Origin of the sequence: Desulfitobacterium sp. PCE1 (assembly GCF_000384015.1) — a bacterium.
In the GTDB taxonomy this organism is placed as follows: Bacteria; Bacillota; Desulfitobacteriia; order Desulfitobacteriales; family Desulfitobacteriaceae; genus Desulfitobacterium; species Desulfitobacterium dehalogenans.
In genome coordinates this window covers 1,102,657-1,115,890 of record NZ_KB913023.1, presented here as the reverse complement: position 1 = coordinate 1,115,890, position 13,234 = coordinate 1,102,657, and the positions used below count along the sequence as shown (strand labels likewise).

The 13,234-nt window shown below is 45.1% G+C and carries 11 protein-coding genes; 2 read left to right on the top strand and 9 right to left on the bottom strand.

Annotated elements, in window-relative coordinates; translation table 11 throughout:
- The 3 genes from DESPCE1_RS0105530 to DESPCE1_RS0105520 form a co-directional block, all read right to left on the bottom strand.
- Window positions 1-576 (bottom strand): 4Fe-4S dicluster domain-containing protein, encoded by a 576-nt coding sequence (locus DESPCE1_RS0105530; protein ID WP_005808093.1) that lies wholly within the window; start codon window positions 574-576, stop codon window positions 1-3.
- A gap of 17 nt (window positions 577-593) precedes the next feature.
- The gene (locus tag DESPCE1_RS0105525) at window positions 594-3,170 is read right to left on the bottom strand and encodes a molybdopterin-dependent oxidoreductase (protein ID WP_019849751.1); all 2,577 of its coding nucleotides are present in this window, start codon (window positions 3,168-3,170) and stop codon (window positions 594-596) included.
- A 103-nt stretch (window positions 3,171-3,273) separates the two neighbouring features.
- Window positions 3,274-3,966, bottom strand: coding sequence for a molecular chaperone (locus DESPCE1_RS0105520; RefSeq protein ID WP_019849750.1), 693 nt, complete (start codon window positions 3,964-3,966; stop codon window positions 3,274-3,276).
- A 261-nt stretch (window positions 3,967-4,227) separates the two neighbouring features.
- On the opposite strand from DESPCE1_RS0105520, the gene DESPCE1_RS0105515 reads away from it, so the two are divergent.
- Window positions 4,228-5,907, top strand: a complete 1,680-nt coding sequence (locus DESPCE1_RS0105515) for an ATP-binding protein (protein ID WP_019849749.1) — start codon at window positions 4,228-4,230, stop codon at window positions 5,905-5,907.
- 16 nt (window positions 5,908-5,923) lie between these two features.
- Window positions 5,924-6,625: a response regulator transcription factor gene (locus DESPCE1_RS0105510; protein ID WP_014793124.1), complete on the top strand. Its 702-nt coding sequence runs from the start codon at window positions 5,924-5,926 to the stop codon at window positions 6,623-6,625.
- Window positions 6,626-6,671: 46 nt separating this feature from the next.
- On the opposite strand, the gene DESPCE1_RS0105505 is transcribed toward DESPCE1_RS0105510, so the two are convergent.
- The 6 genes from DESPCE1_RS0105505 to DESPCE1_RS0105480 all read right to left on the bottom strand — a co-directional run bounded on the left by DESPCE1_RS0105505 (window position 6,672) and on the right by DESPCE1_RS0105480 (window position 13,228).
- On the bottom strand, window positions 6,672-7,274 hold the full coding sequence (locus DESPCE1_RS0105505; protein ID WP_014793123.1) for an ABC transporter ATP-binding protein: 603 nt from the start codon (window positions 7,272-7,274) through the stop codon (window positions 6,672-6,674).
- Entirely contained in the window at window positions 7,264-8,133 is an 870-nt protein-coding gene (locus DESPCE1_RS0105500; RefSeq protein WP_172637645.1) for an ABC transporter ATP-binding protein, read from the bottom strand. The genes DESPCE1_RS0105505 and DESPCE1_RS0105500 overlap by 11 nt, the downstream gene beginning before the upstream one ends.
- A gap of 144 nt (window positions 8,134-8,277) precedes the next feature.
- Window positions 8,278-9,138 (bottom strand): ABC transporter permease, encoded by an 861-nt coding sequence (locus tag DESPCE1_RS0105495; RefSeq protein ID WP_019849748.1) that lies wholly within the window; start codon window positions 9,136-9,138, stop codon window positions 8,278-8,280.
- Window positions 9,131-10,129: an ABC transporter permease gene (locus tag DESPCE1_RS0105490; RefSeq protein ID WP_019849747.1), complete on the bottom strand. Its 999-nt coding sequence runs from the start codon at window positions 10,127-10,129 to the stop codon at window positions 9,131-9,133. Before DESPCE1_RS0105490 ends, DESPCE1_RS0105495 begins: the two co-directional genes overlap by 8 nt.
- 327 nt (window positions 10,130-10,456) lie before the next feature.
- On the bottom strand, window positions 10,457-12,061 hold the full coding sequence (locus DESPCE1_RS0105485) for an ABC transporter substrate-binding protein (protein ID WP_019849746.1): 1,605 nt from the start codon (window positions 12,059-12,061) through the stop codon (window positions 10,457-10,459).
- Between the two features lie 453 nt (window positions 12,062-12,514).
- Window positions 12,515-13,228, bottom strand: a complete 714-nt coding sequence (locus DESPCE1_RS0105480) for a hypothetical protein (RefSeq protein ID WP_019849745.1) — start codon at window positions 13,226-13,228, stop codon at window positions 12,515-12,517.
- Window positions 13,229-13,234: the final 6 nt, after the last annotated feature.

The window sequence follows — 13,234 nt, the reverse complement described above, 5'->3', positions numbered from 1 at the left end:
TTAAACCTCCTTATACCTGAAGTCTTTTTGTGCCGCAATTCTTTTCGCCTTGATCACCAGGGACGGCTTCGTCCGGGACGCTTCAGGCAGAATTGCCAATTCACTGGTGGTGTCACCATGTTTGGCCTTCAGTTCATCCGTATCTCCCCACTCCAGAGCCCGCATCGGGCAGGCATCCACACAGACGGGGTTTTTGCCTTCATCACGCAAGTCCTTGCAGCCGTCGCATTTTCCTACTTTCCCCAAATCTTTGATGAATTGGGGTACACCATAGGGGCAGGCCCAGGTACAGTACCTGCAGCCAATGCATTTGGCTCTGTCATGCTGAACTGTGCCGTCTTCTGCTACATGCATGGCCCCGGTAGGACATCCTTCCACACATTTAGGTTGGGCACAATGGTTGCAGCTTCCTGAATAGTGATAGGCCCCGGGTGCCGGATAGACCCCTACTTCGTAGGTTCTGGCCTGCCTAAAGATAGTGCCTACTTTCAAATCATTTTTATCTTTACAGGCAATCTGACATGTTCTGCAGCCAATACAGGCCGTCATATCAAAATAGAATCCCAAATAACCCATTTACTGCACACTCCCTTCTAAAAAATGATCCGTTGGGGTTTTTCTACATCTGGGATTAATGAAGCTCCAGCATATTTCTCAAGCTGAACGATACAGGTATTCCAGCCGGAAGCACCTTGTCCCGTAGATACCGGACCGCAGAGAATGTTGTCTGCTCCGCCCTTATCAATACCGGTTTTCTCGTCCATGTCCACCCAAGAACCATGAGGCAGGCCGATGACACCCGGCATAAAGCGCTCGGTAACCAAAGCAGTGCGCAGGACCTTGCCATGTTGGCTGGTTAACAAGACGGTATCTCCATCCATAATTCCTTTAGCTTTGGCATCCTGAGCATTGATGAAGACAGGATTAGGCCAGGTTTCTCTGAGCCACTGGACATTATCAAAGACGGAGTGGGAGCGGCGCAGATAGTGAGGATTAATCACTTGGAAAGGATAGTCTCCTTTGGCCTTGCTCTTCCAATCACTGAAAGTGGCCTGATAGCCTTCAACCGGTGGAATATAGGTGGGAATCGGCTCGATCTTGCTATATCCCATATTGTTGATTCTCTGGGCAAGAGCACGGGAATAAATCTCCATCTTGCCGCTTTCGGTGCCCAGCGGATTGGCTGCCGGATCATCTCTGAATTTCTTATAAGCAATGAAGCCGTAGTTATCTCCCGGTTTTCTTTCGACTTGATAGAGGCCTTGCTCTTTAAATTCTTTAAGAGTAATTTGACCTTCCTGGGGCTCACCTTCCACTCCCCATTCGGCAATATCGGCGGCCGTGATGGTGACCAGGGGGGCTTTTGTCTTGCCATCGGGTAAGGTCACTTTGCTTCCCGCAATCATATTAAAGAATTGCTGTTTTTCGTCAAAGGGGAAGGCTTTGCTGACATCTACCCCTAAACGTTTTCCCAACTCCTTGGCAATCCATTGGTCGCTTTCACATTCGTACATTTTCTCGGTAATTTGGGAATACATAATCAAAATTTCCCGGTTGCCGGTGACAAACCCGCCAAGTTTTTCCCATTCTGTAGTCAGAGGCAGCACGAAGTCTGAATATTTAGCGTTGGTGGTTAAGAATTGAGCATGGCTTACCACCAGCTCCACCTTACGGTGGGCTTCGATCCCTTTGGTCATACCGTCGGCAGTTTGCAGACGGGCACTGGTATCGTGGTAAATAGCGCGGATGTCAATGTCGCGCATTTCTCCCTTTTTCCACTTCATTTGACCTGTAAAATTATATTTGCCGTCGACGATGGCCCGCCACATTTCCGTATGATTGAGGCTGTCGTCCACAGGGTTCTCCACGGAAGGCAGTCCATCTTTACCTGCGGTCACCAAGCCCGGTCCGCCATTGCTGGAGCCTGTGTGGCAGCTTACTCCGCACATATGCCCGGATTTTCCCATATGCCCGGTCATGGCTCCGATGGTCATCACCAGTTGGGGAAGGCTATCGGCATTCTGAGTTCTTGCTGACGCCCAGCCAAAGATAATGGCTACTTTCTTGTTTTTACTCATGGCTCTGGCCAGGTAACGAATGCGTTGGGGTTCCACTCCACAGATTTCAGAGGCCCATTCAGCATTTTTAGGTATGCCATCATAGGTTCCCAGGACATAATCTTTGAAATTATCCTTAGGATCGGCGCCTTCCGGCATGCTGTCGGCATCAAAGCCGATGGTATTATTCTTCAGGTACTCCCAGTCAATCAGGGGATTGGTAGCAGGATCATCTTCCACAATCAGAGTATGGGCAACTCCCAGAAGCAGGGCGGTATCTTCCGAAGGGCGTGAGGGAATCCAATCCGCTTCCAGTAAAGCATAGGTATCATTGTAGTATGGGTCTACGGCAATGAACTCCGCACCGGCCTTTTTAACCTGCATGAAATTGTAGGCTGGGTTGCCCGCCGAGCTCCAAGCCGGATTCATGCTGAACATGATCACGGTTTCGCAGTTTCTCATATCAATCCGGTCATTGATCCCTTCAACAGCGGAAGGTCCAATACCCACAGGGCCATTGGTTCCATGCCAGGTTCCCCGGGATGTGGTGCCCCAATTGCTTACATAGCCGCCATACAAGGCCAGCACTTTGGAAGCATCTCCGCCATCGGCAAAGATAGCACGATTGCCATGCTCTTCTTTAATCCTTTTCAGCTCACCGGCAATCGCCTCAAAGGCTTCCTCCCAAGAAATTCTTACCCATTCATCTTGACCACGGAGTTCTTTTTGCCCGCCTCCTGGTGCCCAATTCTTCCTGCGCATTGGGTATTTCAAACGATCGGCGCCAAATACCTGTTGTCTTTGGGAACGCCCACGGAGGCAAGCTCTTTGCTGGGGAAAATCAGGACTGTCCGGATGAGTGTCGTCTGTTTTTTGGCGGACAACCACACCGTCAACGACCAAAGCCTTATTTAAACATCGGCTGCCACAGTTATGCCAACAGGCCGCTGTTCTCCACTCACCTTCCCCATTGGCCATCTGATCAGGGCTGGCCGTGGTCAAGGTGTTCGCGCAGCCTCCCAAAGAAAGGGCGGCAGCGGCGGCGGTGCTGGCTTTAAGAAAGCTTCTGCGGCTTAGATTCAATTCATTAATCTTATCTAATAAATTTACCATTCCTTTTCTTAACCTCCTTGACTTCGTACATCGATAGTATTAGTGCCTAGATTTCTGGGGAACCCATCACCCCCTTAAGCATAGCTTAAGCATAGCTTGACCATTAGATTACACCCATTATTTCCTGTATAACAACCTTATCCACTTGCAATATCTTCTCGGTCAGGGCAGCTAACTGGGGATAAAAGTAATGTGTCTTAGAATTTTGGATCTCCCGGGAAAAGTCCTTAATCCAGACCAATAAATGTTCCTCCAGGAACTTCTTTTGACTGGATAATATCTTTTGAGTATCTTCATGTCTTTCTTCCTCGAATCGCTCCAGGGCCAGCTTACTCAAATGAACCATAAAGTCCAGCTCCATCGCTAAATGATCATCCGCCTCATGAGGATAATTTGACGGTAGAAACCCATATTCCAGATAAGCTCGACGTACTCTTAGTGTACTTTCTTGAAAAATCATTCTTTCCTCACTGCGGTAAACAGATTCCCAGGGAGGAGCAGGCAGCCTATTAGGACCAATAAATAAAAAGGTGTATTCACTTTTTAAATGCTCCAGTGTCTTTTCCCTATCATTATTCAAGGCCATTTTCACTTCGTTCAACAAGGAAAGATAGGCACTTGGATCACTATCCTCATTAAGCCATAATTGCAGGGCATCCTGGGTGTGTTCACCGGTAACGGCTTCAAACAATTGGCTACTAGGCTCATTTCCAAAAGTGTGTTGTAGTAGTCCATAAAGGTAATGACGATTGGCAAGTAGTATCGCAATAGTATCATTTTGGGTAGTTTCCATCATGAGACACCTCATCCATTGCTTTTGTGTAGTTTATCACAAAAATATTAATTCTCAATGTGTAAATATTAACAAAAGATTAACGTAATATTATTTTTCACAAACTTTTCTAAACCAATATTTACAAAGGCGATTAAGCACTTAACAAAACACCAACTTGTATGATAAACTTTTGTAGACCGTAGTTTTTTATGGTCGTAATTATTTTTTCTTATAATCAAGATAGTTTTCACAAGAATATGAACTATAAAAGGGGGTTGAGTTATGAGCGGCATCAAGAAAAAAATCAGGACTCCCGATAACTTAACCTTCAGCTTTATGCTGGCTACTGTGATTGTAATTATTATGGTTATGGGTGCCAAATATTTTTGGGATTATCATCAAGAGATGAAGCAGGCTGAACGAGAGATGCTTGAAAAGGCCCAGATTATCACCCAACAGCAAAAAGCCCTTTGGGAATTCATGGCTATTAACCAACGTAAAATCAATTATGATCTCGAAGGTAATTTAGAATATAAATTTCTCAGTTGCTCGACAGTGGCTATGGGGGTAGGTGCCATGCTGGCTGCCGAAACAGATTATAAATTGAAACCTACAAATATTAGCTATCGAAATATACTGAATGCGCCGGATGAATTTGAGATTCTGGGAGTCATCCATCTTAAAAAACTTCCTACGACCACTGAATATTGGGCTATAGAAGATATGGATGGCAAGCCTGTTTTCCGTTATATGACTCCCCTGGTCATTGATAAGTTCTGTTTGGATTGTCATGGAGAGCCGAAAGGTGAAATCGATATCTCCGGCTATGCTAAAGAAGGTTTGAAAATCGGAGATTTTGCGGGAGCACTGAGTTTGACCATGCCCATGGATATTTATCTGGAGAATATGCATGGTAGTCAAAGGAGCAATGCTTTCTTTTCCTTGGTGCTTATTTTGGTGTGCATTACCTGTATTTATTTATTAGTGACTAAAATGGTTACAAGCTCCCTTGGGGAATTAGAGCAGGCTGTTTCCAAAGTGGGGGCAGGCCAATGGGATGTTAATCTAAAAGACCTAAAGGCCAGAGGTGAAATCCGCAGGCTGACCAATCATTTTCAGAATATGACGGAACAGCTGAAGGATCTCTACAGCAACCTGGAATTAAAAGTTGAGCAACGGACGGATGAATTAGAAAAGGCTAACTCCATCTTAAAGAAACACCAGTACGAACTGGAGCAAATGAACCTACGCCTTAACGAGACCAATATCTATAAATCTGAGTTTTTGGCCGTGATGAGTCACGAGTTGCGAACTCCCCTCACCTCTATTGTTGCCTTTACCGAACTTATGTTAGTGGATTTGCCGCCCCAAGATGAGAATAATCTTCATATCCTTGAGGAGATACAGACCAATAGTCAAATCCTGCTCCGACTGATCAATAATATCTTGGATCTGGCAAAAATCGAAGCCGGCAAGGCACAATTGAATCTTGAAATCGTCGATATGCAGGATATTATCGCTTTAGTAGAAAGTGTCATTACTCCCTTAGCTAAAAGCAAAGGCATTGATTTAAGTGTTCATGTGGATCCCCATGTTCCTTTAACCAAAGCGGATCCTGAAAAAATTCGCAGAATTATCGAGAATCTCGCCGGTAATGCGGTTAAATTCACTGACTCGGGAGGAAGAATTGAGATTCTTGTTGAATATAATTCTCTCACAAATGAAATCATTCTCAGGGTCAATGATAATGGCATTGGGATAAAAGAGGAGGATCAGAAATACATCTTTGAAAAGTTTACCCAAGCAGATAGCTCCGCTTCTCGAAAATATGGAGGCACCGGATTAGGACTCTCTCTTGCCAAAGAATTGGTTGAACTGCATCAGGGTTGGATTAAGGTAGATAGCCAATTCGGCGGTGGAAGCAGCTTTATCGTGGGTATTCCTATTCAAAATTTAGAATAAGAGAAGAGGGGAAACTATGGAAAAGCAGCTCAAAGTAATGTTAGTGGACGATGAGGATAGCATTCGCAAAGTCGTTGCCCATCTCGCTCAAAAGGAAGGCTATGACTTTTGCTACGCTTCCGACGGGGAAAAGGCTTTACAAATGTTTGCCCAAGAGAATCCTGATCTGATCATTCTGGATGTTATGCTACCGGAACTGGATGGGTTTGAAGTGTGCCGTAGAATTCGTCAAGAAAGTGCCGTCCCCATTATCCTCCTTTCCGCCAAAGGGGATATTGTTGATAAAAGTGTAGGATTCAATATGGGGGCCGACGATTATATGACTAAGCCCTTTAGCCCCATTGAGCTGGCCTTGCGTATGAAAGCCATGTTCCGCAGAGCCTTTAGACTTTCCACTGAGAGTTTGGCAGAGGATAAAGATCGTTTGATCTTTAAAGATTTAGAAATTAATAATAAAACCTTTGAAGTTATCGTCCGTGGCAAAAAGGTGGACCTCACTTCAAAAGAGTTCGAACTTCTATCCTTTATGGCCAATCACCCTGGTCAGGTTTTTACTCGTCAGCAGCTTTTCGATAATCTGTGGGGAGAAAAATATTTAGGGGATTCTGGTACCATCACTGTGTTTATCCGCAAAGTCAGGGAGAAAATCGAGCTGGACCCCGGCCGTCCGGAATATATCCTAACCGTCTGGGGTGTGGGGTATAAATTTGCGGGTTAAAAAGACCCGCCTTCCAAAGAAAGCAGGCCTAGAGGAGGTTGCGTATTCAGAGCTCTTCAAAATGAATCATACGTGTACAGACTTTTTCAGCGAGGGCGCGATTATGGGTGACGGTTAACAGACCCATGTTGCGCTCTTTTGTGATCTTTAACAACACATGCCAAATCTGGGCCTGAGTAATAACATCCAGCATAGTGCTTATCTCATCGGCAAGCAGAAAGCGCGTAGGTTGACCCAGCACCCGGGCAATACAGAAGCGCTGCAACTCCCCTCCCGAGAGTTCATTGGGATAGCGCTTTAACCATTCGCTCTCAATTCCCAATTCCTCGAGTGTCTTTTCATCAGGCTCCCAGCCTTCCGCTAAGGATGCTTCCAGCTTCCAGCGGGGATTGAGAGCTTTTTCAGGATGTTGATAAATTAATTGAACCGGACAATAGCCCCTTGACTGTAAAGGCTTACCATCAAGCAATACCTCCCCTCGGGTTGGCTTAAGGTAACCGGAGAGAATTTTGGAAAGGGTACTTTTGCCACATCCTGAAGGCCCAATCAGCCCTACCCTCTCCCCTTCTTCTATTTGAAGATTGACGTCCTGAATAATCCAAGGCTCTTTGCCATAGCGGAAGTAAATATTTCTCGCCTCAAGAAGCATGAACACACCTCACTTCGCAGTCTCCTACTCTACGCATAGGCACTTCCCCTGCACATTCCCCGCTGATCCACTCACAGCGTGGGGCGAACCGACATCCTGTGTGAATGCTTCCTGCATAGGGTTGGGAACCGGAAATAGGATTAAAACCATTTTGAGGGAGAGCATGCCACAAAGCCCGGCTATAGGGATGACGCAGTGCATCTCCACCCTGCAGAAAATTCTCTACCGGTGTGACTTCTACTGTGGTTCCCGCATAGAAGACAGCAATCCGATCAGCGTATTTTAAAGCCAAATCAATATCATGGGTGATGAGCATCACACCACAGCCTTGGTCTGCCAGTTCACGAAAAATCCGCATGGTCTCCTCGGCAATTTCCGGATTGAGTCCAGGAGTAGGCTCATCGGCTATGATGAGCTTGGCATCACTGAGCACTGCGGTGGCAACCAAGACTCGACGAGCCATACCACCGGAAAGCTGGAAGGGAAATTTTTGACCGGCCTCCTCTTTGAGGGCAAAGCGTTCAAAAACTTTGCGCTGCTGTTCCTGGGTTCCTTTCTCACCACGAACCTGTTTATCAACCCGCATGAGAGGATCAAGATAAGATACGGATTGAGGAACCAACGCGATCTCATGACCGCGCAATTTCTTCTGACGTTTTGGTGTCAAAGGCTCTTCATCATAGTTTAAGGTACCTGCCATCGTCGCATTGGCAGGGAGAATTCCTAATATAGCATGAGCCAGCAGGCTCTTGCCAGAACCGCTGGAGCCGACGACTGCCAAAATCTCTCCTTTATGGATGGTGACATCCAAATGGGAAATGACCTCCAGCTCCCGTTGCTTGAGGCCTTTTTCATACATTCGAAATCTAACGGATAGATTATTCACTACCAGAAGAGGGGATCCTTTTTTTTCTACAGTATCCGGCTTCCCCTGCGCTTTATTTACTGGGTTTGATTCTTTAACGGATAGTTTCTCCAGGATAAGGCTCATACCCATCCCCTCCTATTCTTGAGCACTATAGGGATCGATCAGTCGTCTTAGGCTTTCTCCGATAGCTTCAAACATCATGACAATGATCAAAAGCATCACGCCTGGGAAGAATGCTAACCACCACATCCCTGTGGCTAAGTGTTTCATAGCTTCCGAAAGAATGATCCCGACAGCGGGCATATCCAGAGGTAGGCCGTAACCTAAAAAGGTGATCGCCGCTTCATGAAGAATAGCATGGGGAAAAAGCAAAATCAGCCCGATCACAAATTGAGGAAAAACATGGGGAACAATGTGAGTTTTGGCAATAGTCCAGTTGCTTTTACCTAATTTTTTTGCCGCTTGCACATAGTGTGCATTGCGGATCTGGAGGACTTCAGCCCGCACCACCCGTGTTAAAGAAGGCCAGTGAGTTACAGCTACGGCGATGATGACTCCCTGGAGCCCCCTCCCCAGCATAAAGGATATCAACATCAGTAATACGATATGGGGAATTCCCATGCACAAATCCACGAGCCAGCTGACGAATTGATCCACCTTGCCACCCGCCGTTGCTGCCACAATACCCAGAATCAGGGCAATTACCGCACTGACCGTAGCCGCTAAAAGACCAACCAGAATACTGGTGGACAAACCTTTAATCGTCCGGGCAAACATATCCCGTCCCAGATAATCGGTACCAAACCAATGATCTACTGAGGGAGCCAGCTTCTTAGCCCCGTAGTCCGGCGCATAGGCTTCCGGACTCATAGTCAATCCCATGACCGTAATGGCAATCAAAATTGCTGCGCAAATCCCTAACATAAAAAAGGTCTTCGTCCTTCGATTCAATCCCCCATCCCGTATAAGTTCAGCCGTCATTGTGTAGTTATCCATGGGGATTCGCCTCCTTTATGTGGGGATCGACGATGCCATAAATCAGGTTGGCAATGAAATTCCCTGCGAAGACGAAGACTGCACTGAACAAAGCAATCCCCAAAAATAGAGGCACATCTCCACGAAGCCCTGCTTGAGTCACCGCATTGCCCAAGCCCGGATAGGTAAAGACTTGTTCAGCTAAGACAGAACCCCCAAACAATTCACTGAAAGAGGCAAATTGCAGGGTAATAGCCGGAAGCATAATATTGCGAATTCCATGTCGTTTAACAATACTATAGGTAGATTCTCCCCTTGCTTTGGCAAAGAGCACATACTCTGACTCGAGAACGTCGATCATTTTCTGACGGGTATGAAGAGCGATATTCGCCACTCCTATAATACTTAGTGTAAAAGCAGGTAAAATCAGATGATGTATGCGTTCCCAAAGGGTTACCTCTGAGGCAAGCCTGCCGATGGGAGCCGCCAGGCCAATAGGAAACCACTGCAGATTCACGGCGAAAACCATCAGTATCAACAGCCCAATCCAAAATGTCGGAGCTGAGGATAAGGCCAGACAAAAGGTTTTTATGAAGCGGTCCATCAGCTTCCCCCGGTTCACTCCGGCCAGGATACCAAGGACAAAGCCCAATATCCCGGAGAGAACCCAAGCTACTCCCATTAAGGCTAAGGATGCTTTCACCCGTTCCCCTATCACTTGGGTGACAGGCAATCGATAGGTGGTGGAAATTCCCATATCCCCCTTGAGTACATTGCCTGCCCAAGTTAAAAAGCGCTCCACCGGGGGCTTATCCAGCCCCCAGTAACGAGCCACATTGTCCCTTTGTTCCTGTGAGACATTGGACTCTGAGCCCACAAATGCATCAATGGGATCAACAGGTGAAGCCATAACCAAGGCAAAAGCAATGACACTCATAGCAATGAGCAAAGTGATCATGCGCAGGAAGGATGGCCATATTAGTTTCTGTAAGACCTTGTTTCTCTCTCTCATCTATGCTTCCTCAAGTCTCTTCATTTTTTCACTCATGGAGTTCCATCTTAAGCTGCATCATCGATAAATGAAGCTCGTTGCTCGGGTCGTGTAGCTTTACGTACAATCCGCTCACTCATTAGCTCCAGGGCTGGTCAACTTGCTTTCTTAACAGTCGAGCCAAACCCCAGGGTACTACCTGATGTGAACCGGTGGCTCGCCTTTGTTAAGAAAGCTTCGTTAACACAGCCGCCCTTCCGCTAAAATCGTTCTCTCCTGTACGCAAAGCTACGCTTATAGGGCATTAGAGCCATCATTTTTAATGTTACTCCTTAGGCGGGCTTTTTATCAATTGTGCTCAAAGGTCCACTCATTCATATTGGCGATAACCGGCACTCCATGTCCATGGGGATGAATCCGTTGTTCCCCAAGGCTTAACCCATCCCGTACAAAATAAGTATGGTCGATATTGACAATCCATAAGAAGGGATAATCGACGCTGGTTCCTGTCTCGCCATCCCATTGCGAGAGTTTCCAATACTCTATGGCTTCTTCCATGCTGGTAGCTGCCAAAGCTTTTTCAATATATTCATCCACTTTAGGATTGGAATAGGAAGCAGGATTGCTGGTCCCGACGCCAATCATTTTGGAATAATGAGCATTGTAAAGGTCGATAGGATTATAGTCACCGCTTCCCCAGCAGGTGGGTATATTGCGGGTCAAAGCTTTACAGTCGGCCCAGGCCACGGCTTCAGCCATAAGATTAATTCCCAGTTTCTTAGCATCTTCGCTTAAAGCCACGGCCAAATTATAGCGCTGCAAATCATCTGTTCTTCCCGTGATTTTAAACTCAGCCTTGATTCCATCCTTCTCCCGTATTCCATCTCCATCGGTGTCGATCCAGCCTGCTTCTTCCAACAGGGCCTTTGCTTCTTCCACCCGGCCATCCTCAAATTCTGGAGTGTTGTTCCAGGGTAAAGCATCCACTCGGCCATAGGCGGGAAACCCTATACCATTAAGAGCGTTCTGGATGATGGTCTTCCGATTAATACCAATGTTTAGAGCTTTGCGTATGGCATAATCGCTGGTTACGTTATTTCCGATCACATTGCCATTGGCATCCGACCTTTCCGGTATGGTGGGTAAATTAAATCCCCGATTATCCACAGTCTTAATGCTTTCCATAGTCATACCGGAAACCTCTTCGTAAGCATACTCAGGATTAACCATGACTACGTCTAAGTTTCCTGATTTTGCTGCCGCTAAGGCGGCTTCCTCATCCAAGTTCAGAATAGTGATCTTCTTAAAGCTAGGCTTGGTACCGTAATAATAATCATTGGGGACGACGATAAGCTGTTGTTCTTTATCCAATTGGGCTACTTTGAAGGGGCCCGTCCCTATCGGATTGTCCCCATACCCCTGTCCATAAGCATGCTTGGGGACAATTCCCAGCAGGGCGGTGGTAGAGACAAATGCTGACCATTTTTTATTCAAGGTAAAGACGACGGTCGTATTATCTTTGGCTTCCGCCTTTTCCAGCATGGTCAAATCCACACTGGATCCACTTGCTTTGGCGGTCATATAGGTAAAGGCTACATCGTCAGCGGTTAAAGACTGGCCATCAGAGAATTTCACATCGTCGCGAAGAGTGTATGTATAAGTCAAGCCATCGTCACTAATTGTATAATTGACAGCCAGATCCGGTTCCACTTCAATTTTGGCATTGAATTTCAATAAGGCACTATGGAAGATTCCGTCTCCATAGATTCCATAACCGGTGCAGGGATCATAACCGCCACTGGTCATCCCATACCCAATATAAATAACCAGTTCATCTTTGGCAGTCTTTCCCCCAGTAGTTACCGGATTGCTTCCTCCACAACCCGCCAGAAGGAGCGCTATACACATGATAAGTACACCTGAAATCATCCACTTCCCATTTTTGCTTTTCATCTTAATCATCCTCCACTTCTTTGCCATAGCCCTCGAAGAAAGACATTTAGATTTTTAACACTTACTTACAATTTCCTTAATTAAAAAGTTCTTATACTCTATGACTCAAAAATAAAAACACCATGAAGGTACGTTTTTAACGACCTCCATGGTGTTAAGGCAGGTTCATCCTGCTTATATTGTGTATTTGATTATTGAGATTAAATAATGGTTTAAGAACGTAAACATTGGTCAACAACAATCAATTCAGTACTTAATGAAAGGATATACTATAGACCCACTTATTGTCAAGATAATTCAATCGAGATTTCTAACAAGTCCGAATAATCAATATAGTTATTTTACTATTTTAAAATTTAAATATATTAGTACGCTCAATTAGTATATTATTATTCCATTCAGATTAAAAAAGGATCAAATCAGTAATTTACACCTCCTTTTAAAGTCCCAATTTTAATTATATCCATATTCTCCTTGTTCGGTACTTTCTGCCAAGGCCCTCGCATATTTCTCACTCATATGAAGAGTAGAATAGAAGTATCGGATGTTGTTTCCTGTAAGAAGTTCTTTTATGTCTTTGTATCTTTCATCCTCTCTCAACTTATTTAAAGCTATCTCTATTTCCTCATCGTTATAAGAATACGGCGTTTTACCAAAATAGTAGATAGGTGTGGGACAAGGATAAGTCTTACAATTCCACCTTACCATTTCAACTATCGTTTTTGATAAATCCTTCTCCTCAACTAACATAGCAATCATGGCATAGTTATCGCTCATATATTGATTTGAATAATAATATACATCCTCATTACCTTTTATAGACACTATGTCTTGAGTATCTTCCTCACCTCCCATTTTTTCTATGGTTTCTTCCACTGTTTCATCCTCTTCAACTAAGGATTTTTGGCTTGTGAGCATGGAACCAATACTTCTTTCTCTAATAAAGTCTGCCAAAAGTATATACTTTGATCCACCTACTTGCTCACCTTGTTCCTCCATATCCTGGGATTCCGCGTCAACTAAATCTTCTTCATCAAGCAGATCCATTAAATCTATCTTCATTCTTAATTCTTCTTCTGCTCTGTCCGCATTAATTTCATTGGATTCATTTCCAAATTCTTTTTTGTTAATCTCTACGGCAAATCCTGGTTTTCTTCTTCTAAACATCTTTAT